The sequence below is a fragment of the Actinopolymorpha rutila genome (genome assembly GCF_013407855.1).
Lineage (GTDB): Bacteria > Actinomycetota > Actinomycetes > Propionibacteriales > Actinopolymorphaceae > Actinopolymorpha > Actinopolymorpha rutila.
In genome coordinates this window covers 1,963,442-1,983,091 of sequence record NZ_JACBZH010000001.1, presented here as the reverse complement: position 1 = coordinate 1,983,091, position 19,650 = coordinate 1,963,442, and the positions used below count along the sequence as shown (strand labels likewise).

Annotated in this window: 18 protein-coding genes; 8 read left to right on the top strand and 10 right to left on the bottom strand. The window is 72.0% G+C overall.

The features are described from left to right. Positions 1 to 58 precede the first annotated feature (58 nt). Entirely contained in the window at positions 59 to 2,035 is a 1,977-nt protein-coding gene (locus F4554_RS08845; protein ID WP_179791387.1) for a TIGR03960 family B12-binding radical SAM protein, read from the bottom strand. Positions 2,036 to 2,240: 205 nt separating this feature from the next. Between F4554_RS08845 and F4554_RS08840 the strand changes: the two genes are divergently transcribed. The 4 genes from F4554_RS08840 (at position 2,241) to F4554_RS08825 (ending at position 6,463) form a co-directional block, all read left to right on the top strand. Further along, on the top strand, positions 2,241 to 3,515 hold the full coding sequence (locus F4554_RS08840) for a hypothetical protein (protein ID WP_179786942.1): 1,275 nt from the start codon (positions 2,241 to 2,243) through the stop codon (positions 3,513 to 3,515). Positions 3,516 to 3,603: 88 nt separating this feature from the next. Continuing rightward, entirely contained in the window at positions 3,604 to 4,425 is an 822-nt protein-coding gene (locus F4554_RS08835; RefSeq protein ID WP_179786941.1) for a DUF1707 SHOCT-like domain-containing protein, read from the top strand. 72 nt (positions 4,426 to 4,497) lie between these two features. Beyond that, entirely contained in the window at positions 4,498 to 4,698 is a 201-nt protein-coding gene (locus tag F4554_RS08830; protein WP_179786940.1) for a hypothetical protein, read from the top strand. A 265-nt stretch (positions 4,699 to 4,963) separates the two neighbouring features. Beyond that, on the top strand, positions 4,964 to 6,463 hold the full coding sequence (locus F4554_RS08825) for a sulfatase family protein (protein WP_179786939.1): 1,500 nt from the start codon (positions 4,964 to 4,966) through the stop codon (positions 6,461 to 6,463). Here the strand turns inward: F4554_RS08825 and F4554_RS08820 are convergent. After that, positions 6,444 to 7,403 (bottom strand): ankyrin repeat domain-containing protein, encoded by a 960-nt coding sequence (locus tag F4554_RS08820; protein ID WP_179786938.1) that lies wholly within the window; start codon positions 7,401 to 7,403, stop codon positions 6,444 to 6,446. The genes F4554_RS08825 and F4554_RS08820 overlap by 20 nt on opposite strands. Next, complete coding sequence (locus F4554_RS08815) at positions 7,400 to 8,092, bottom strand: DUF2461 family protein (RefSeq protein WP_179786937.1); 693 nt, start codon at positions 8,090 to 8,092, stop codon at positions 7,400 to 7,402. Before F4554_RS08815 ends, F4554_RS08820 begins: the two co-directional genes overlap by 4 nt. Positions 8,093 to 8,248: 156 nt before the next feature. On the opposite strand from F4554_RS08815, the gene F4554_RS08810 reads away from it, so the two are divergent. The 3 genes from F4554_RS08810 to F4554_RS08800 all read left to right on the top strand — a co-directional run bounded on the left by F4554_RS08810 (position 8,249) and on the right by F4554_RS08800 (position 12,373). Continuing rightward, on the top strand, positions 8,249 to 9,238 hold the full coding sequence (locus F4554_RS08810) for a helix-turn-helix transcriptional regulator (protein WP_179786936.1): 990 nt from the start codon (positions 8,249 to 8,251) through the stop codon (positions 9,236 to 9,238). Between the two features lie 95 nt (positions 9,239 to 9,333). Beyond that, positions 9,334 to 10,989 carry a glutamate--tRNA ligase gene (locus F4554_RS08805; protein ID WP_179786935.1) on the top strand — a complete coding sequence of 552 codons (1,656 nt, stop codon included), beginning with the start codon at positions 9,334 to 9,336 and terminating at the stop codon, positions 10,987 to 10,989. A 103-nt stretch (positions 10,990 to 11,092) separates the two neighbouring features. Beyond that, complete coding sequence (locus F4554_RS08800; RefSeq protein ID WP_179791386.1) at positions 11,093 to 12,373, top strand: Nramp family divalent metal transporter; 1,281 nt, start codon at positions 11,093 to 11,095, stop codon at positions 12,371 to 12,373. Positions 12,374 to 12,410: 37 nt separating this feature from the next. On the opposite strand, the gene ndk is transcribed toward F4554_RS08800, so the two are convergent. The 6 genes from ndk to F4554_RS08770 form a co-directional block, all read right to left on the bottom strand. Further along, entirely contained in the window at positions 12,411 to 12,821 is a 411-nt protein-coding gene (gene ndk, locus F4554_RS08795) for a nucleoside-diphosphate kinase (protein ID WP_179786934.1), read from the bottom strand. 115 nt (positions 12,822 to 12,936) lie between these two features. Continuing rightward, positions 12,937 to 13,269 (bottom strand): DUF4233 domain-containing protein, encoded by a 333-nt coding sequence (locus F4554_RS08790; RefSeq protein ID WP_179786933.1) that lies wholly within the window; start codon positions 13,267 to 13,269, stop codon positions 12,937 to 12,939. A gap of 4 nt (positions 13,270 to 13,273) precedes the next feature. Then, positions 13,274 to 14,689: a bifunctional folylpolyglutamate synthase/dihydrofolate synthase gene (locus F4554_RS08785; RefSeq protein ID WP_179786932.1), complete on the bottom strand. Its 1,416-nt coding sequence runs from the start codon at positions 14,687 to 14,689 to the stop codon at positions 13,274 to 13,276. 171 nt (positions 14,690 to 14,860) lie between these two features. Then, a complete protein-coding gene (locus F4554_RS08780; RefSeq protein WP_179786931.1) occupies positions 14,861 to 15,646 on the bottom strand; it encodes an ABC transporter permease in 786 nt (261 codons plus the stop codon). Further along, positions 15,643 to 16,467, bottom strand: coding sequence for an ABC-2 family transporter protein (locus F4554_RS08775; protein WP_179786930.1), 825 nt, complete (start codon positions 16,465 to 16,467; stop codon positions 15,643 to 15,645). The genes F4554_RS08780 and F4554_RS08775 overlap by 4 nt, the downstream gene beginning before the upstream one ends. Further along, positions 16,464 to 17,414, bottom strand: a complete 951-nt coding sequence (locus tag F4554_RS08770; protein ID WP_202889213.1) for an ABC transporter ATP-binding protein — start codon at positions 17,412 to 17,414, stop codon at positions 16,464 to 16,466. The genes F4554_RS08775 and F4554_RS08770 overlap by 4 nt, the downstream gene beginning before the upstream one ends. A gap of 122 nt (positions 17,415 to 17,536) precedes the next feature. On the opposite strand from F4554_RS08770, the gene F4554_RS08765 reads away from it, so the two are divergent. Continuing rightward, positions 17,537 to 18,475, top strand: a complete 939-nt coding sequence (locus tag F4554_RS08765) for a helix-turn-helix transcriptional regulator (RefSeq protein ID WP_179786929.1) — start codon at positions 17,537 to 17,539, stop codon at positions 18,473 to 18,475. 31 nt (positions 18,476 to 18,506) lie between these two features. Here the strand turns inward: F4554_RS08765 and F4554_RS08760 are convergent, their stop codons facing one another. Then, positions 18,507 to 19,649, bottom strand: coding sequence for a M20 family metallopeptidase (locus tag F4554_RS08760; RefSeq protein ID WP_337795931.1), 1,143 nt, complete (start codon positions 19,647 to 19,649; stop codon positions 18,507 to 18,509). Between the last annotated feature and the right edge of the window lies 1 nt (position 19,650).

The following is a 19,650-nucleotide window of genomic DNA, read 5'->3' as shown; positions in this document are numbered from 1 at the left end:
ACCCTATCGGTCAGCCCGTGGCGGCCGGTCAGCCTGGCTCAGCCGACCGGCCGGTCGGTCAGCCGGAGTCGCGGCTGCCGGCCGGGGCGAGGAGGTCGGCCTGCCTGGCCTGCGAGACACCCACGATGGGCAGCATCTTCTGCCCGGTCGGGCCGACCTGGATCTCCGTACCCATCTGCGGGCAGACACCGCAGTCGAAGCACGGCGTCCAGCGGCAGTCCTCGACCTCCACCTCGTCCAGCGAGTCCTGCCAGTCCTCCCACAGCCACTCCCGGTCCAGGCCGGCGTCGAGGTGGTCCCACGGGAGCACCTCGGCCTCGCCGCGTTCGCGGGTGGTGTACCAGTCGAGGTCGACCGGCTCGCCGGCCAGCGCCTCCTCGCACGCCTTCACCCACCGGTCGTAGGAGAAGTGCTCGCTCCAGCCGTCGAACCGGCCGCCGTCGGCCCACACCGCCCGGATCACCCGGCCGACGCGGCGGTCACCGCGGGACAGCAGTCCCTCGACCACCGAGGGCTGTCCGTCGTGGTAGCGCAGCCCGATCGCCTTGCCGTACTTCCGGTCGCTCCGGATCGCGGCCCGCAGCTTGGACAGCCGGGCGTCGACGTTCTCCCAGGACTCCTGGGCGGCCCACTGGAACGGCGTGTGCGGCTTGGGCACGAACCCGCCGATGGACACCGTGCACCGGATGTCGTTGCGACCGGACACCTCGCGACCGGTGGCGATCACCCGCTGCGCCAGGTCGGCGATGGCGAGTACGTCCTCGTCGGTCTCGGTCGGCAGCCCGCACATGAAGTAGAGCTTCACCTGCCGCCAGCCGTTGGCGTAGGCGGTGGCGACTGTGCGGATGAGGTCGTCCTCGCTGACCATCTTGTTGATGACCTTGCGCATCCGCTCGCTGCCGCCCTCGGGCGCGAACGTCAACCCGGACCTGCGGCCGTTGCGGGAAAGCTCGTTCGCCAAGGTGACATTGAACGCGTCGACCCGCGTCGACGGCAGTGACAAGGAGACGTTGCTCCCGTCGTACCTGTCGGCGAGACCCTTCGCCACGTCACCGATCTCGGAGTGGTCGGCGCTGGACAGCGACAGCAGGCCGACCTCCTCGAAGCCGGACGCCTCCACGCCCTTCTGCACCATCTCGCCGATGGTGGAGATGTTGCGCTCACGTACCGGCCGGGTGATCATCCCCGCCTGGCAGAACCGGCAGCCGCGGGTGCAGCCGCGGAAGATCTCCACCGAGAAGCGTTCGTGCACGGTCTCCGCCAGCGGGACCAGCGGCTGCTTGGGGTAGGGCCACTTGTCGAGGTCCATCAGCGTGTGCTTGACGACCTGCCACGGAACGCCGCTGCGATTGGGGGCAACGCGCTTGATCCGGCCGTCGGGGAGGTAGTCGACGTCGTAGAACTTGGGTACGTAGACCCCGCCGGAGACGGCCAGCCGGAACAGCAGCTCGTCCCGCCCGCCCGGGCTGCCCTCGGCCTTCCACTCCCGGATCACCTCGCTGATCGCGAGGACGACCTCCTCCCCGTCACCGAGGACGGCGGCGTCGAGGAAGTCGGCGATCGGCTCGGGGTTGAACGCGGAGTGGCCGCCGGCCAGCACGATCGGGTGCTCGTCGGTGCGCTCGCGGGCCTCCAGCGGGATGCCGGCCAGGTCGAGCGCGGTGAGCAGGTTGGTGTAGCCCAGCTCGGTGGCGAACGACACACCGAGGACGTCGAACGCCCCGACCGGGCGGTGCCCGTCGACGGTGAACTGCGGGATGGCATTGTCCCGCAGCACCTTCTCCATGTCCGGCCACACGGAATATGTGCGCTCGGCCAGGATCCAGTCACGCTCGTTGAGCACCTCGTAGAGGATCTGCACGCCCTGGTTGGGCAGGCCCACCTCGTAGGCGTCGGGGTACATCAGCGCCCATCGGACCTCGGTGGAGTCCCAGTCCTTGACGGTCGAGTTCAGCTCACCGCCGACGTACTGGATCGGCTTCTGCACCGCCGGTAGCAGGGGCTCCAGCCGGGGGAACAGCGACTCCACGGCCATGGTTGTCAGCACACCTTCGATCGGGGTCTCGTCGGCCAAAGCATCCAGGGTAACCGCCGGGCGGGTGCCGGGCCGGGCCGCAGGTCCGCCGCGCGGGTTCGAGGTGCCCGGCGGGGGCCGCCCGCCGCGAGGTCGGCCGGGCGGGTGACGCCGTTCCCCCGCGGGAGGGAGGCTGGACCGGGGCCGCCCCGGCCAGCGTGAAGACATGCGAACTCCTGACGGTATGCGAATCCGCCGCGACGCGGACGGCTTCGACAAGCTGGATGCCCTGGACGGCCTGGACGACTTGGACGGCCACCCGCGACGGGATCCCGACCTCGGGCGGAGACCGGAAGCCGCCTCCCGCTCGCCCCGCCCCGGTGTCCACTGGTCGGCGTGGTTGCCAGAGGTCGTGATCGGATGGGCCCTCGCGTACGGCGCACTTCGGACGTACTGGGCACTCGGTCACCGGCCGTGGTTCCCGCCGATCGGCCCCGATCTGCTCGCCTTCTCCGGCTGGGGGGTGGTGGTTCTGTGCGCGGCGGCGGCCGCGGTGGCACTGGCCGTCCGCCTGCTCGTCGGCCCACTCGGTGTGGTCTCCGGGCACGACCGACCGACCGGGCCGAGGGTCACCGGAGCTCGAGCGGTCGCGGGCTGGGCCGTTGTGGCGGTCGCCTGGGCCGTGAGCGCGGCGATCACCTCCGCCGCCTGCCTCCTCCTGCTCGACGTGGTGGGGCTGCTGTTCGTGGGCAAAGTCGTACCGTTCGGCGCGGGTGCGCTGCTCAGCCGGGCCGGCTGCATGGCGGGCGCGGTGCTGGTGGGTGCGACCGCGCTGGCCGCCGGTCGGCGGCTGCGGGACGGCTGTCCGGGCTGTGGCCGGCCGGCGCGCGGCGATCCAGCTGGGTCGTCCGGGCCCACCGGGACCGCCGGGACGTCCGGGACCGAAAGCGGGGTGCGGGCGCCGTCGTGGGCGTTCGCGGCCGGTTACGCGGCGGTTCTCGGGTGCGTGATCCGGTTCGGCGCCCAGGCCATGGTCGGGTTCAGCCACGTGGCGGCCCCCGCGACCACTGCCGCGGGCAGGGTGGCGGGCCTCGCGTTCGTGGTGGCCCTCGCGCTCGCCGGCACTCTGCTGCCGCTGGCGCAGGTCCACCGCTTCGGACGGGTCTGGCCGCGCTGGGTGCTCGGCCTCGCCGGTCGCCGGGTGCCGCGGTGGCTGGTCCTCGGCCCGGGACTGGCCGTCTCGGTCGGGATGACGGCGTACTTCGGAACCGGCCTGGTCCAGCTCCTCTCCCAGCCGGCCGGTGCGGCGCAGACCGACGGGTTTCCGCTCTGGTTCATGGGGGTGGCCATGTCCGCGTACCTCCTGTGGGGTGGGGGCCTCGGCGTCGCCGCGCTCTCCTACCGCCTGCTCACCCGGCCGCGGTGTGCATGGTGTGGAGCGCGGGCCGAGCAGGCCGGGATTCTGTTGGTACGCCGGGATCCTGTCGGTGCGGCGGGATAATGTCCGCGCGGTGGGCGGGACCGGGACACGCACCCCGGTCCTTCGCACGGATGGGCCCACCACCCGACACAGCACGGGGAAGGCGGCCATGAACGACCAGCAACCCGAACCCCACCCGTCCGAGCAGCCGGGACCCGCCCACTCGGCAGCAGGCGGCGCCGACATCCTGGCCTCCGACGCCGAGCGGGAGGCGGTCGTCACCCGGCTGAACTCCGCGTGCGGCGAGGGCCGGCTGACGTTGGAGGAGTTCAGCGACCGGCTGGAACGCTCCTACACCGCACGCACCCGCGGCGAACTCGAACCCCTCCTCCGCGATCTGCCGGTCGGCGCCGAGGAGGCCGCCGAGGCCGCCGTACGCCCCTCCGCGGGTCGCGGTCGCACCGACTGGCACGTGACGCCTCTGGGCGGGCTGCGCCGGGGTGGCCGCTGGCGGATGCGCGACCACCTGGTGTCGGTGACGCTGATCGGCGGTGTCGACCTCGACCTGCGGGAGGCCCAGCTGGACGCGCCGGAGGTCACCCTGACCTCGGTGTCGCTCATCGGGGGCGTCAGCCTCACCGTCCCGCCCGGGGTCTCGGTGGTGACCGAGGGGTTCAGCCTGCTCGGTGGCCGCCGGATCGACGTCGACGAGGTGGCCGGCGACGACGCGCCGACGCTGCGGGTTCGCGCGTTCTCCCTGCTCGGAGGTCTGCGGGTGGCGAGCTCCCGGCCCTACGACAGGTTCCGCGCCGCCCGGGAGGGCAGACGCGAGGCCCTCGCCGACGCCCGGGCCCAGCGTGGCGCGGCGCTCGGCGAGGCCCGGGCCCAGCGCAGGTCCGCGCTCGCCGGTGCCCGGGCCGAACGCCGGGACGCACTGCGCGATGCCCGCCAGGCCCGGCGGGATGCCCGGCGCGGCCGCCGGGGCGGGTAGCTCGACGTCCTCCAGGCCCGCCACGCCTGGTCCGGGTAGGAGGTGCCAGGGTCTGATGGGAGGATGTGCGGCATGGCCGCGTTCTTGTGTCTCCCGACCGGATCGGGACTCACTCTCGCCGACATCGAAGACTGGGCGTCTCGTGCCCGCGCGCTCGGCGCGGCCGACGACGCCGAGGTGGTGGTCGGCGAGCCCCCGCTGGCCGACGGCGGCGAGCCCCTGACGCTGAGCGTCCCCGTCAACGTCAGCCGCACGGTCCTCCCCGACGCCTGACCTACCCCGCGTCCTGACCTACCCGGCGTCCTGACCTACCCGGCGTCCTGACCTACCCGGCGTCCTGACCTACCCGACGTCCTGACCTCCCCGGCGTCCGACGGACGTCCGAGCTGCGCGCCTCCGCACGGATCCCCTGCCGCGGGTGCGACCTGCCCCCGCCGTGCTCGCGCTGTTCACGTTCGTGTGCAGTGGATTCCTCTTGCCCCGACGGTGGTGATAGTTCAGACCTGCCGGTTCCGTTCACCGACAGGAAGGTCCCACCATGCCCGACGCCAGCCCCGACGCCAGCCCCCACAGCACGTCTGCCGCCAGGCCCAACGTGGTGGTCGTCTTCACCGACCAGCAGCGCTGGGACACCACCGGGGTGCACGGCAACCCGCTGGACCTCACCCCGAACTTCGACGCGATGGCGCGCACCGGGACACACGTGGTCCAGGCGTGTACGCCGCAACCGGTGTGCGCACCGGCACGGGCGGCGATCCAGACCGGCGCATACCCCACCACCACCGGCGTGTTCCGCAACGGCCGTACCCTCCCCGCCGACGTGCCCACGCTGGCCAGCTGCTTCGCGGACGCGGGCTACTCCACGGGATACATCGGCAAGTGGCACCTCGCCGACGAGGAGCCGGTGCCGCCGGGCAAGCGCGGCGGCTACCAGAGCTGGCTCGGGGCGAACGTGCTGGAGTTCGTCTCCGACGCCTACCGCACGGTGATGTTCGACGACGACGGCGAGCCGGTGATGTTGCCGGGCTACCGGTCGGACGCGGTGTTCGACGCGGCGATCCGGTTCGTCGCCGACCAGACCGGCCCGGACGGGTCCGGGACCCGGCAGCCGTTCTTTCTCTTCGTGTCGCTGATCGAGCCCCACCACCAGAACGAGGTGGACACCTATCCGGCACCCGAGGGCTACGCCGAGCGCTACCAGGGCCGCTGGCTCCCGCCGGACCTTGCCACACTGTCGGCACAGGGCGGCACGGCACACCAGCACCTCGGTGGTTACTGCGGGCAGATCCGCCGGGTCGACGAGGGACTCGGGCGGCTGGTCGACGCGCTGCGCAGCCTGGACCTGCTCGACGACACGGTCCTCGCGTTCACCTCCGACCACGGCAGCCACTTCAAGACCCGCAACGGGGAGTACAAGCGCTCCTGCCACGACGCCTCGATCCGGGTGCCGCTCGCCCTGCGCGGCCCGGGCTTCGACGCCGGTGGCGCGCTGAACAGGCCGGTGAGCACGATCGACCTGCCGCCGACCCTGCTCGACGCCGCCGGCGTGGACGTGCCGAAGCAGATGCAGGGCCGGTCGTTCCTGCCGCTGGTCCGCGATCCCGGCGCCGAGTGGCAGGAGGAGGTGTTCGTCCAGGTGAGCGAGTCGGAGGTGGGCCGCGCGATCCGCACGCCCCGGTGGAAGTACTACGTCGTCGACCCGGACGCCCACCCCTGGAACGAATCCGCGGGCACGCGGTATGTCGAGACGGCGTTGTACGACCTGGCCAACGACCCGTACGAACTCCGCAACCTGGCCGGACTCACGTCCCACCGGCAGGTCGCGGACCAACTGCGGGAACGGCTGACCGCCCGGATGGTGGCGGCCGGTGAGGCCGCACCCGAGATCGTGCCCGCACCCGAGGCGGCCGCCGGGCCGCAACGCCGGGTCGACCCCGCCGCACACTCCGGCCGGTGGACGCCGGTGCGGTTCGGGCACCAGCGGCCCGGGTCCGGGGCCGGTCCGAGGGCGCACGGGGTCACCGACGCGCAGCCGTGAGGTAGGCCGCCGACTCCGCCTGCCCGAAGTGCTCGGCCCAGCCGAGCGGGGTAGCCGCGAAGGTCGGGTCGGCACGGTCCAGGTCGGCGCCGTGCTCGACGAGGAGCCGCACCACGTCGAGCGCGCCGGCTCCGGCCGCGTAGTGGAGCGGGGACGGCGCGGACGAACTCTCGGGCGCGTCCACGCCGAACCCGAGGTCGACGAGGAGGCGCACGGCGTCCCAGCGTTGGCGCGAGGCGGCCCGGGACACGATGCCGGGGTCGTCCGCGCCGAGGCGTTCGACCACGCCCGGATCCTGGGCGCGCAGCCGCTCCGCCTCGGCTTGGTCGCCGCGCAGGCACGCGTCGGCGAACGGGTCGTGCGGGCGCTGGTGTTGGTACAGGTCGCGGACGACCCCGATCTCAGCACCGTGGTGGATCAGCTCGTCCAGGATGTGCAGCGCGAACGCCGCACCATCGGAGTCGGCGAAGGGGCCCGCGATCTGGCCCATCGGCCGGGACAGCGCCTCGCCGGTCACCGCGGCGAGCCGTCGGCGCCAGATCGCGTGCGCGCGTTCGAGGGCGGCGACACCCGCGTCGGCGGTGCCTTGCGGCCGGTCAGGCTCCTCGTCCGGCCCGACCGGCAGCCCGAGCCAGGTGGCGGTCCGCTCGGCGCCGAGAACGTCGGTCACGTGGGCGATCCGCCAGGCCAGCGTGGTGAACGGCGCCGGCTGCGTGGGCATGGCCGACCCGTCGGCGGCGTACGCGCCGTCTCCGGTCGGTCTCACCGTCCAGGCATCGGGCACCGGCTCCCAGAGGTATTCCTCGTCGGCGAGGCCACCGAGCCGGCGGTGGAGTCGCTGCCAGGCGAAGTCGGAGAGGTCGAGCAGGTGTGCCCTCATCGAACTGCTCGTCGCGGGGTCGGCGCAGGAGCCGGTCGGGGGGTTCGTCGGGCTGGTCATGGCCGAACGCTAGCCCCGGTGGCGGACAGTTCCGGTCCGGCATTCTCGGCGAACCACGAGGTCAGCGGACGCAGCGCGGCGAACTCCGCGAGCACCCGGTCGACCACCTCCGGCGTCTGCAGCCATGCCTCGCCACCGACCGGACGGGCGGCGGTCAACGTCCGGTGGCGCAGCAGCTCCGCCCGGGGATGGTCCGGCGCGTAGCCGCGGGGCACCCGCTTGAGCAGGTCACCGGCGATGTCGTACCCGTCCGCGGCCAGTCCGTCGACGATCTCCGCCAGCTCCGCACCGGCGTCCCCGGCGACCGAGGCCCGGTAGCGCTCGATCTGCTCCCCCGGTGCGTACCACCACGAACACTGAACGGCCAGGCCGTCGAGATCGAACCACAGCCCCAGCTCGACGTTGGGTGCGACCCGGACCATGCCGCACTGCCGCTGCCACGGCCACAGCATCTTGGCGAAGCCCCACACGTGGAAGTCGTCGTAGGCCTCGTCGGCATCGGCGACCTCCCCCAGCAACTCGATCATCGGCTTGCGGACCAGCCGCTCACGGTCGCGCCGATGTCGTTCGCGCTCGGCCAGAGTCGGGTCGCCGTCCAGCCGCAGCAGCACGTCGAACGCCTCCTCAGGCCAGCCGGTGCAGCGACGTTCGTCGGTGTGGTTCGCGGGTTGGTTCGAAGGTCGTCCCACGGGGGCCTCCCGGGCGGATGCGGGATCGCGGATGAGGGTGTGCGGAGCATGCCACCGCCCACCGACAACCGGTGGTGGCCGCCGATCCGTCGCCGAGGTCTGGCCCCCGGCGAGCGCGCGCGGAAGAATCGCCGGGTCATGGAGGTCATGGAGGTCATGGACGTCATGGATACCGCCGCGCGCCTTCTCCGGCTGCTCTCCCTCCTGCAGGCCCGCCCGCACTGGCCTGGCGAGGAGCTGTCCGAACGCCTCGGCGTGACTCCGCGTACGGTCCGTCGCGACGTCACCCGGCTGCGCTCCCTCGACTACCCCGTACGAGCCGACCTGGGTACGCATGGCGGGTACCGCCTCGGCGCCGCCGGCCGGCTGCCTCCGCTCCTGCTGGACGACGACGAGGCGGTGGCCATCGCGGTCGGGCTCGGCGTCGCCGCGACCACCGCCGTGTCCGGCGTGGCCGACGCCGCGGTCGCCGCACTCGCGAAACTCGACCAGGTGCTGCCGGTCAGGCTGCGGGAACGCGTCAGCGCCGTCCGGGCGAGCACCGTGCAGCTGCCCGGGCCGGAACTCCCCCGGGTGGACGCCGACGTCCTGGTCCTCCTGGCCACCGGGTGCCGGCGTACGGAGGGAGTGCGGTTCGGCTACCTCGACCACCAGGGACGGGCCAGCGAGCGGTCGGTCGAGCCGTACCGCATCGTGCACACCGGCCGCCGGTGGTACCTCGTGGCCCGCGACCGGGACCGCGCCGACTGGCGTACGTTCCGGGTCGACCGGGTGCGGGACCCGGTGCTGACCGGCCGGCGGTACGAGCACACCGACCCTCCGGACGCGGTCGCCATGGTGTCTGAAGGGACCAACCTCGCACCGTGGTCGATCCAGGCCCGGCTCCGGGTTCCGTTCGACCTGGCGGAGGCCCGCCGGCGGTTCCCGCCCAGCGTCGGCGTGCTGGAACCCGACGGCGAGCCGGGCGAGGACAAGGCGCCGTCGACGATCCTGCGGGTGGCCGCCAACGAGCTGGGCCCGCTGGTGTCGTTCGTCGCCGGGCTGGACTGCGACGTCGACGTCCTGGCGCCCGCGACGTTGCGGGCCGCTGTGCGCGACCACGGCGCCCGGCTGGCCGCACGTCACGGTGACCCGCCCCCCGGGTGATCACCGGCCTACCGGTCGTCGCCCGGTGGCAGTGCTCGCATAGGGTCGACGCAACGATCCCACCCCAACGTCGTCGCCAACGGAGATCACCAGCGATGCTCGACCGCGCCGAAATCGACGCCCTCTTCCCCGCGGACCTGCCCGAGCCGGCGTACTGGGAACAGCAGTACCCGCCCCGGCAGCTGCCCGAGGGCGCGAAGGTGACGCGGGTCGGTCCGTCGCCCACCGGGTCGGCCCACCTGGGTCTTCTCTACGTCGCGATCATCGACCGGTCCGTCGCCGACGAGTCCGGCGGCCGCTACGTCTTCCGGATCGAGGACACCGACCAGGCACGTGAGATGCCGGGCGCGCTGGAGCAGTTCGACCGGGCCTTCGCCTACTTCGCGGTGAAGCCGGACGAGGCCGAGGACCTGCCCGGCGACTACGGCCCGTACCGCCAGTCCCGGCGTTCGCACATCTACCTCAGCTACGTGCGCGAGCTGCTGCGCCAGGACAAGGCGTACCTCTGCTTCGCCACCAAGGAAGAGCTGGCGCAGATCACCGCCACGCAGCAGAAGACGAAGCTGCCGACCGGCTACTACGGTCGCTGGGCGATCTGGCGGGACGCCGAGCCCGACGCCGTGCGGGCCAAGCTCGCCGAGGGCGCGCCGTACGTCGTCCGCTTCCGCGCCCCGGCACGTCCCGGCGCCCGGACCAGGTTCACCGACGCCATCCGGGGCGAGCTCTCCCACGAGTCCAACCGCAACGACGTGGTGATCCTGAAGACCTCCGCGCAGGAGCCGCGGCTGCCGACGTACCACTTCGCGCACGCCGTGGACGACCACCTGATGCGGGTCAACCTGGTGATCCGCGCCGACGAGTGGATCTCGTCGGTGCCGCTGCACCTGCAGCTGTTCGAGGCGCTGGGCTTCGAGGTGCCGGAGTACGCCCACATCGCGCCGCTGAACAAGCAGGACGGCGGCAGCAAGCGCAAGCTGTCCAAGCGCAAGGACCCCGAGGCGTCGGTCGACTTCTTCCTGGAGGCGGGCTACCCCGCGCCGGCCACGCAGTACTACCTGCGCGGCCTGGCCAACGGCCGGCTCGCCGACCTGCCGATGGCGGAGGCGCTGGCGGCACCGATCCGGCTGGCCGACTGCGGCGTGGCGGGTCCTCTGGTCGACGTGGTGAAGCTGTCCGACATCAGCGCCGACCACATCGCCACCCTGTCCGGGGAGGAGATCCTCGACCAGCTCTCCGCGTGGGCGAAGGCGTACGACCCCGAGCTGGTGGACGTCGTGGCGCAGGACCGCGACCTCGCGCTGCGCGCACTGGCCGTCGAACGCGAAGGGGTGGACAACCCCCGCAAGGACCTGCGCCGGTGGTCGGACTTCCGGCCGGTCTACGGCTTCTTCTTCCCGGCGCTGTTTGCCCTGGTCTCCGACCCGGGCGACGAGCGGCTGGGCGGGCTGGACCCGGCCATCGTCCGGACGCTGGCCGGTGAGTTCGCCGACGGGTATCAGGAGCTGGACGACGCGCAGGAGTGGTTCGGCCAGATCCGCGACCTCGCCGCCCGGCACGGCTTCGCCAAGAACGCCAAGGAGTACAAGCGCGACCCGGACGCGTTCCCCGGCTCCATCCGCGAGGCCTCACAGGTGATCCGGGTGGCGCTCACCGGCTCCACCCGCAGCCCCGACCTGTTCTCGGTCGCCCGGGCGCTGGGGGCGCCGGAGGTGCTGCGGCGGGTGCGCGCGCTGACCGGCGACCAGGCGTAGGGCCGAGGCGGACCACGGCGCCCCGATGACGACCACGATCGGGGGTACGGGGGGCACGGAAGGCACGAGCAGCCGGGCCGGTGGGCCGTGGCCGGGCGTACGGATGCGCTCGGGGGCGGCCCTGCTCGGTCCGGCGATGGTCGCTGCGGTCGCCTACGTCGACCCCGGCAACGTCGCCACCAACGTCACCGCCGGCGCGAAGTACGGCTACCTGCTGGTCTGGGTGATCGTCGCCGCCAACCTGATGGCCGGTCTGGTGCAGTACCTCTCCGCCAAGGTGGGGCTGGTCACCGGGCGTTCACTACCGGCGCTGGTCGCGGACGAGCTGTCCCGGCCGGCCCGGCTGGCGTACTGGCTGCAGGCCGAGTTGGTCGCGATCGCCACCGACCTCGCCGAGGTGGTGGGCGGGGCGATCGCGCTGGCGTTGCTGTTCGACCTGCCGCTGCTGGTCGGCGGGCTGGTCACCGGCACGGTGTCGATGGCGGTGCTGGCCGTGCACGACCGGCTCGGCCGGCGTCCGTTCGAACGCGTCATCGGCTCGTTCCTGCTGGTCGTGACGGTCGGTTTCCTCGCCGGCCTGGTGGTGGCTCCCCCGGCGCCCGGCAAGGTCGCCGCCGGGCTGGTCCCGGGGTTCGCCGGTCTGGACAGCGTGCTTCTCGCGACCGCGATGCTCGGCGCGACGCTGATGCCACACGCGGTCTACCTGCACTCCGGCCTGGCCGCCGACGGGCCGACCGCGCGACGGCTGGCCGCCTGGGCCTCCGCGGGACGGCGCTCTGCCGGAACGGACGCCACTGCTGCTCGGGTGCGCCGCCGAGCGGGCCGGGTGGTCCGGCGCTATCTCGCCGTCACCCGGGTCGACGTGCTGGTGGCGATGGTGCTGGCCGGCACCGTCAACCTCGGCCTGCTGCTGGCCGCCGCCACGGCACTGCGAGGGATTCCGGGCACGGACCGGCTGGAAGGTGCGTACGTCGCGATCGCGGACCAGCTCGGCGGCGGGCTGGCGGTGATCTTCGCGGTGGGGCTGCTCGCCTCCGGGCTGGCCTCCACCTCGGTCGGCTGCTACGCGGGCGCGATGATCATGGCCGGGCTGCTGCGCCGGCGGATCCCGCTGCTGGTGCGGCGGCTGGTGACGCTGGTGCCGGCCCTGCTGCTGCTCGGGGGCGGTGTCGACCCCACCCGGGCGCTGGTGCTGTCGCAGGTGGTGCTGTCGTTCGGGGTGCCGTTCGCGGTGGTGCCGCTGGTGCTCCTCACGGCCCGGCGGAGCCTGATGGGCGAGGCCACCAACCACCCGGTCACCACGGCGGCCGCGGGGGTCGTCGCCACCGTGGTGACCGCGCTGAACCTCGGGCTGGTGGCGCTCACCGTCACCGGGGCCGGCTGACCGCACGCGCCGGCGCGGTCCGCCCCCGGACCTGCCGTCAGCCGAGCTTCGGGAACCAGAGGGCGATCTCGCGGGCCGCCGACTCCGGGGAGTCCGAGCCGTGCACGAGGTTCTCCCGGTTGGACAGCGCGAGGTCGCCGCGGACGGTTCCGGCGGCCGCCTTGCGCGCGTCGGTCGCGCCGTTGAGCAGCCGGACGACCTCGACCGCCTGGTCACCCTCCAGCACGGCCGCGACCAGCGGGCCACTCGTCACGAAGTCGCGCAGCGGCGGGTAGAAGGCCTTCTCCACGTGCTCGGCGTAGTGGGCGTCGGCCATCGCCCCGTCGATGGTGCGGAGTTCGAGCGTGACCGGGGCGAGCCCCTTGCGTTCGTAGCGGCTCAGGATCTCGCCGACCAGGCCACGGCGTACGGCGTCGGGCTTGATCAGGACCAGGGTGCGCTCGGACACGCGTACTCCTCGCGGTGAGAGGGGCCGGCGCAGGGGGACGCCGGCCCGGCAGGACGGACAGATCTGACAGGGCTGACAGGACTGACACGACGGACAGGATGCGCAGCGTAACCGGTCACTCGGTGCCGTCCCGCTCGGCCCGGAGCGCGACGACGCGCCGGTCGAGCACGAGGCAGACGAACCACAACACGGCGAAGATCGCGCCGAGGAAGAACATCAGCGGTACGACGACTCCCAGCGCGATCGCCACCACCTGCAGCACCGACCCGATCACCCGCCCGGCGGGATAGCGCAGCAGGCCCGCCGTGACCAGGCAGGCGACCGCGATCCCGCCGCCGACCGCACCGGCCCGGCCGCCGCTGACATCCTCGATCGAGACCGCCACCGGGATGGCCAGGCCGACGATGATCGCCTCGAAGACGAGGATCGCCGCGAGTACCGATCGCACGCCGTCACCGTCCTCCGAGCAGGACCCGGGCCTCGCCGGCGGTGATGACCGAGCCGGTGACCAGGACGCCGCCCGAGCCGAGCGCGCTGGCCTGCTCCTCCGCCAGGCGCATACCGAGGTCCAGCGCCTCGTCCAGTCGCGGGGCGAGGTCGACGCGTTCCTCGCCGAAGATGTCCATCGCGACCTCGGCGAGTTCGGCGGCCGGCATGGCGCGCGCGGTGGAGTTCTGGGTGCACACGATCCGGCTGAGCACCGGCTCGAACGCCTCGAGCACACCCTCGACGTCCTTGTCCGCCATCACCCCGACCACGCCGACCAGCGGCTCGAACGAGAACGACTCGCTGACCGCCGCCGCGGTCGCGGTCGCACCGTGCGGGTTGTGCGCCGCGTCCAGCACCACCGTCGGGCTGCGGCGGACGACCTCCAGCCGCCCGGGCGAGCTGACGTTGGCGAAGCCCTCGCGTACCAGGTCGGCGTCCAGCCCCTCACCCTCGGTGACCCCGCCGGCAAGGAACGCCTCGACCGCCGCCAGCGCCACCGAGGCGTTGTGTGCCTGGTGGACGCCGTGCAGCGGCAGGAAGATCTCGTCGTACGTCCCGTGCAGGCCCTGCAGCGTGAGTTGCTGCCCGCCGACCGCGAGGTCGCGGTTGGCGACACCGAACTCCAGGCCCTCCCGCGCCAACGTCGCGCCGACCTCCGCGGCCCGGCGCATCAGCACCTCCGCGACCTCGACCTCCTGCTGGGCGATCACCGCGACCGCACCCGGCTTGATGATGCCGGCCTTCTCCCCGGCGATCTCCGCGGGCGTGTCGCCGAGGTAGTGCGCGTGGTCGACGGCCACCGGGGTCACCACCGCGACCCGGCCGTCGGCAACGTTGGTGGCGTCGAACCGCCCGCCGAGCCCGACCTCCAGCACCGCCGCGTCCACCGGGGCGTCGGCGAAGACGGCGAACCCGATGGCGGTGACGATCTCGAAGAACGACAGCGGCCGGTCCAGCCGCGGGTCGGCGAGGTCCACGAACGGCATCACCTCGTGGTAGGCCTGCACGAATCGCTCCGGGGACACCGGCTCGCCGGCCAGGCTGATCCGCTCCCGGATCTCGGCCAGGTGCGGGCTGGTCAGCCGACCGGCTCGCACACCGAACGCCGCCAGCAGCGAGTCCACCATCCGGGCGGTGGAGGTCTTGCCGTTGGTGCCGGTCAGGTGGATCACCGGCGCGGCGTGCTGCGGCTCACCCAGCAGCTCGCACAGCAGCCGGATCCGCTCGAGGGTGGGGCCTTCGACCGACTTGTGCTCGGGCAGCCGGCGCAGCAGCGCCCGCTCCACCTCGGCGTAGGCCTCCTGAGCGGCTCTGTCGGCACTGGCAGCCCCACCCGCCCTGGCGGCCCTGCCGGCCCGGCCGGCGTCACCGCGCGCCATGGCGACCAACTCCTGCTCGTGTAGTCACCCGGGCATTGTTTCGCGCACGGGCGCCGGGCCGCCGCAAGGGGTCCCAGGTCGACATCCGGGGCGGCGTCGAGCGACGGGCTCCTCGGCTCACCCGGGAACGCGCTTCCGGTCGACGACCGCGGTATCGAGATCGTTCGACCGTCACGATGTAGCTCCTGTGTAGCGGCGCAGGCCGAGCCGCCAGCATCCGACGGCGAGTGCGCACGCGAGTGCGGCTCCGGCAACGGTTGCGGCGAGGACTGGTAGGCGTGGCCCGGACAGGAGTGTGGTGGTCGGGATGGTGGCGATCAACGTGAGCGGGAACAGGTAGGTGAGGACCAGCCGTAGGGGGCGACGGTAGATGTCGGTGGGAAAGCGGGCGAGCTGCCAGGCTGAGCTGTAGAAGACGTCGAGCTGCAGGCGTGGCGCCCAGAAGGCCAGGCATGCCAGCAGGACTCCCATCGCCCAGGTCACCGCCAGTCCGGCCGCAAGGGTGATCAGCCAGGCCGCGATCGCGACGTGACCAGGTAGCTGACCGTGCCTGTCGAGTCCGAGTGCTAGGACGCCGAGTCCGAGCACGAACTGGAGCAGCGCCAGAGGGGTCGACCTGGCGAGGCTGGCCAGGAAGAGGGTCGGCGCCGGCTGAAGCAGGTAGGTGTCGAGCTTGCCCTGGCGGATGCCGTTCTCGGGGAACCAGGAGAGATTGGGGTCGATGAAGGCGCTCTTGAGGCTGCTGAGCAGTTGGTAGGTGCCGATCAGTACGTACGCCTGCGCTTCCGACCAGCCGGCCAGTGAGTCGGTTCGGGCGAACACGATGAACACCGTGGCGAGCGTGGAGCCGAGGCCGATGATCGACACGACGATGTCGAACAGCAGGTTGATGCGGAAGGTGACAGTGCGCTGCATCGACATGGCGAATCCGGCGCCGAACAGGCTGAGTAATTTCATGCGCCCACCACCGTGTATCGACGGATTCCGGCACGCCACAGCACAACGACGGCGGTGATGATCACCACGATCCACACGGCCTGATAGCCGAGTCCGGTGAGCAGTGGGGCCAGGCCGTGCACCCGTCCCGAGGCGACGTCGGCAGGCAGGCCGAGCATGCCGTAGAACGGCAGGACCTCACCGATTCCGCGCCAGGGCTCGGGGAGGAAGGCCAGTGGTGCGACGGTGCCGCCGAGCAGAGAGTTCAGGGTCCACCCGAAGCCCACGATCGAATGGACCCGTTCGGTCCAGAAGGCGGTGAGGGACAGCAGGAAGGTCCACGAGAAGCTGAGCGCGGCGCCGAGGACGAAGACCGGAACGGCTTCGAGGATCGAGGTCCAGGTCAGGGCGACGCCGAAGGCGAACCCGGTCAGCAGGACAAGGGGAACTCCCATCACCGTCAGCCAGGCACGGATGGCGATGTTCGTGCCGATGACGTTGACCACCACGGGTTGCGGCCTCAACAGGTCGTGGCTGATCGTTCCGTCGTAGAGCTTCTCGGAGAAGGTGAACTGCTCGAACGACTCCGTCATCACGGTGACCAGGATCAGCGCCACGTAGTAGGTCGCGACGTAGGGATCGTGTGGATACACCGCCGACCAGACGAACATCCCGATGAGCGGACCGAGCACCGCCTGGACGACGAGGGTGAGGAGGAACCACCAGGTGCCGGACCATTCGAGCACCTCCACGCGGACCCGCCAGGCGATCAGGCGCAGCAGCCGTGTGGGACGCAGGTCGGGCCCGCTTCCGGCAGGCGGGCGCAGGGTGGGCGCGCTCATCGAACCCCTTCCCGGTACGCCCTGTCGATGACGACCTCGAGGGGCGCCTCTTCGACGGCAAGATCGGCGACGTCCAGCTCGGTGAGCAGCCGGGCGGTGGTCCGGGCGACCTCCTCGCGCGGCACCCGCAGGACGCAGGTCCCGTTCGACGACTCGACGAGTTCACCCGCCGCCCGCAGACGTTCCGGATCGACGTTCGGCGCGGTCAGGCGGATGAGCTTGTACGGCGAGAGCCTGGCCGCCAGCTCGTCGAGCTTCCCGTCGTAGCGCAGCTTCCCCTCGTCGATCAGCACCAGCCGCGGGCAGAGCGAGGCGACATCGGCCATGTAGTGACTGGTCAGCAGCACGGTCGCGCCAGTCTGGCGGGCGTACTCGGCGACGAACCGACGAATCGCGGTCGCGCCCGTGACGTCCAGGCCAAGCGTGGGCTCGTCGAGGAACATCACCTCCGGCCGGTACAGCAGCGACAACGCCAGGCCGGCGCGCATCCGCTCACCCAGGCTCAACGCCCGAAGCTGACGGTGCAGCAGATCCTCGAGCTCGAGCAGGTCGGTGAGTTCCTCGAGGTTGTGCGCGTACTCCGCCGCGGGAACCTCGTAGAGCAGTCGCTGGTACCGCAGGGTGTCCAGCACCGTCAGCTCCTGTGAGCCGCCCACCGGCTGGCTGCCACGGATGAACGCGATCCGGCGGAGGAAGTCCGCGCGCCGCTGCCACGGGTAGTGACCCAGCACCCGAACCTGCCCGGACGTGGCGTGCAGCAGACCGGACAGGATCTTCATCGTCGTCGTCTTGCCGGCGCCGTTGGGGCCGATGAAGCCGACAACCTCCCCGGGGCCGAGAGTGAACGACACGTCCTGGACCGCGGGCACCTCCCGATGCCGACGCCGGAACACCGAGCCAACGGTCGCCTTCCAGCCGGACTCACGAATCGGAGCCCGGTACGTCATGCCCAGGTTCTCCACGACAACCGCATCCACAAGAAGCCCTCTCACCGAGCGAGAATTCACGCGGACGACCGTAGGGAGGAATGGCGTCACCGGATGGCCTATTTGCCTGGGATAGTCGAACCATGCGTGCCGAACGACTGCTCCGGCTTCTCCTGCGTCTGCAGACCCACGGTCAGTCGACCGTGGGTCAGCTCGCGCAGCACCTGGAGGTCTCGCCACGAACTGTCCAGCGCGATCTTGATGCCCTGAGCCTTGCCGGTGTGCCCGTCTACTCGGTGCGCGGTCGCGGAGGCGGCTGGGCACTGCTCCCCGACTACCGCACCCGGCTCACCGGACTCACGCCGGCCGAGGTGATGTCGGTGTTCGTCGGCTCGACCGCGCACGTGCTCGCCGACCTGGGCTTGGACGCCTCCAGCGACCAGGCCTCGGCCAAGCTCATCGCGGCACTACCCGAGGGGACACGACGCGAGGCCGAGTTCGCTCGCCAACGGCTCCTGGTCGACCACGCCGGCTGGGACGACCGCCGGGAGGCGCCGCGCTGGCTGGACCTGTGCCGGCAGGCGATCTGGGAGGAGCGGCGGATCGCGATCACCTACCGGGATCGGACGGAGCCGTTCAGGGTCGAGTCACTCGGGCTGGTCGCCAAGAACCGGACGTGGTACCTCGTCGCAGCCAAGCCGAACAGGCCTCGAAACGATCCGGTGCGCACCTACCGGCTGAGCAGAATCACCTCGGCGACCCTGACCGACGAAGCATTCACCAGGCCAAGCGACTTCGACCTCACGCAGCACTGGGCTCAGACGCAGCGACGGTTCCGGGCGACCTTGCCGTCCTACCCGATCGTGGTGCGGGTGCGAGACCACGCCGTCCGGCGGTTTCGGCCGACAGCACCCGTGAAGGCTGACATCGACGGCTGGTCCCTGGTCCATGCGGACCTCGAGAACGTCGACGAGGCATGCGCAGCCGTGCTGGCCCTGGCCGGCGACGCCGTGGTCGTCGCACCACCGGAGCTGTCGACCACGGTGCGCCGCGCGGCGGGAAGGATCGTCGAATCCCACTGACAACCATCAACCACGCCGAAATCGTGCCGGGTCACCGATGCTGCTGGCGGACGAGCTCCACCAGGCGGGCCAGCAGCGCCGCGCGGCGGGGCAGCTGCGCGACCTCGACGTACTCACCTGGCGCGTGGGCGTTCGCGCCGACCGCGCCCAGCCCGTCCAGCGTCGGGGTGCCCACACCCGCGGCGATGTTGCCGTCGGAGGCGCCGCCGACGCTCGCGCCGGTCAGGGGTTCGAGCCCGAGCTCTCCGGCCGCCAGCTGGGCAAGTGCGAACAGCTCCGCCGAGGCCGACGGTTCCAGCGGAGGATGCGCCCAGCCGGCCAGCACCTCCACGGCGGTGCCGGCGACCGACGGGTCGAGGCCACGGATCGCGGCGTCGATCCGGTCCCGGTCGGCCGCCGAGGCCACCCGTACGTCGACGTGGACCGACGCGGCGGCCGGCACGGTGTTGTTCGTGGTTCCGGCAGCCAGCACGGTCGGGGTCACGGTCGGGCCGTGCGGCCCCTCGTCCAGCTCCGCGAGCGCCACCACCAGGTGGGCCAGCGCGACACCGGCGTTGGAGCCGTTCCAGGGTTCGAGCCCGGCGTGCGCCGCCCGGCCGCGCACCCGCAGCTCGTAGTGGGACACGCCTCGGCGCGCGGTCTTCAGCGCGCCTCCCCCAGCGCTGGCCTCGAGGACGAACGCCGCGGCACTGACGCGGGCCTCCTCCTGGATCAGGCTTCGCGAACTCGGTGCGCCGATCTCCTCGTCACCGGTCACCAGGACGGTCACTCCGTCACGGTTGGGCAGGACCGACAACGCGTGGAACAGCTGCACCAGCCCGGCCTTCATGTCGAAACAGCCGGGGCCGTACGCCAGCCCGTCGCGTACCCGCCAGGGGTGTTCGGCCAGTGAGCCCACCGGCCACACCGTGTCGTGGTGCCCGAGCAGCAACACCCGCGGCCCACCCGGCCCGCCGCCGAAGCGCCACCGCAGGTGGGTACGCCCGTCCGCGACGATGCGTTCCGGCGCCTGCCCGGTCAGGCGTTCCCCGAGCTCGGCGACCACGTCCGCGCTGGCGGCCACCGCGGCCAGGTCCGCCGACGGCGACTCCTGGCACACCAGCCTCGCCAGGTCGTCCACCATCGCCGGCAGGGCGTCCGTGAGCGACCGCAGGGTTTCCTCGATCGAGCGCACC

What these genes read in the sequence shown, in the direction of transcription:
- F4554_RS08845 (WP_179791387.1), bottom strand. Translation starts at nt 2,035, where the DNA reads ATGGCCGTGGAGTCGCTGTTCCCCCGGCTGGAGCCCCTGCTACCGGCG.
- F4554_RS08840 (WP_179786942.1), top strand. Translation starts at nt 2,241, where the DNA reads ATGCGAACTCCTGACGGTATGCGAATCCGCCGCGACGCGGACGGCTTC.
- F4554_RS08835 (WP_179786941.1), top strand. Translation starts at nt 3,604, where the DNA reads ATGAACGACCAGCAACCCGAACCCCACCCGTCCGAGCAGCCGGGACCC.
- F4554_RS08830 (WP_179786940.1), top strand. Translation starts at nt 4,498, where the DNA reads ATGGCCGCGTTCTTGTGTCTCCCGACCGGATCGGGACTCACTCTCGCC.
- F4554_RS08825 (WP_179786939.1), top strand. Translation starts at nt 4,964, where the DNA reads ATGCCCGACGCCAGCCCCGACGCCAGCCCCCACAGCACGTCTGCCGCC.
- F4554_RS08820 (WP_179786938.1), bottom strand. Translation starts at nt 7,403, where the DNA reads ATGACCAGCCCGACGAACCCCCCGACCGGCTCCTGCGCCGACCCCGCG.
- F4554_RS08810 (WP_179786936.1), top strand. Translation starts at nt 8,249, where the DNA reads ATGGACGTCATGGATACCGCCGCGCGCCTTCTCCGGCTGCTCTCCCTC.
- F4554_RS08805 (WP_179786935.1), top strand. Translation starts at nt 9,334, where the DNA reads ATGCTCGACCGCGCCGAAATCGACGCCCTCTTCCCCGCGGACCTGCCC.
- F4554_RS08800 (WP_179791386.1), top strand. Translation starts at nt 11,093, where the DNA reads ATGCGCTCGGGGGCGGCCCTGCTCGGTCCGGCGATGGTCGCTGCGGTC.
- F4554_RS08785 (WP_179786932.1), bottom strand. Translation starts at nt 14,689, where the DNA reads ATGGCGCGCGGTGACGCCGGCCGGGCCGGCAGGGCCGCCAGGGCGGGT.
- F4554_RS08780 (WP_179786931.1), bottom strand. Translation starts at nt 15,646, where the DNA reads ATGAAATTACTCAGCCTGTTCGGCGCCGGATTCGCCATGTCGATGCAG.
- F4554_RS08775 (WP_179786930.1), bottom strand. Translation starts at nt 16,467, where the DNA reads ATGAGCGCGCCCACCCTGCGCCCGCCTGCCGGAAGCGGGCCCGACCTG.
- F4554_RS08770 (WP_202889213.1), bottom strand. Translation starts at nt 17,414, where the DNA reads ATGACGTACCGGGCTCCGATTCGTGAGTCCGGCTGGAAGGCGACCGTT.
- F4554_RS08765 (WP_179786929.1), top strand. Translation starts at nt 17,537, where the DNA reads ATGCGTGCCGAACGACTGCTCCGGCTTCTCCTGCGTCTGCAGACCCAC.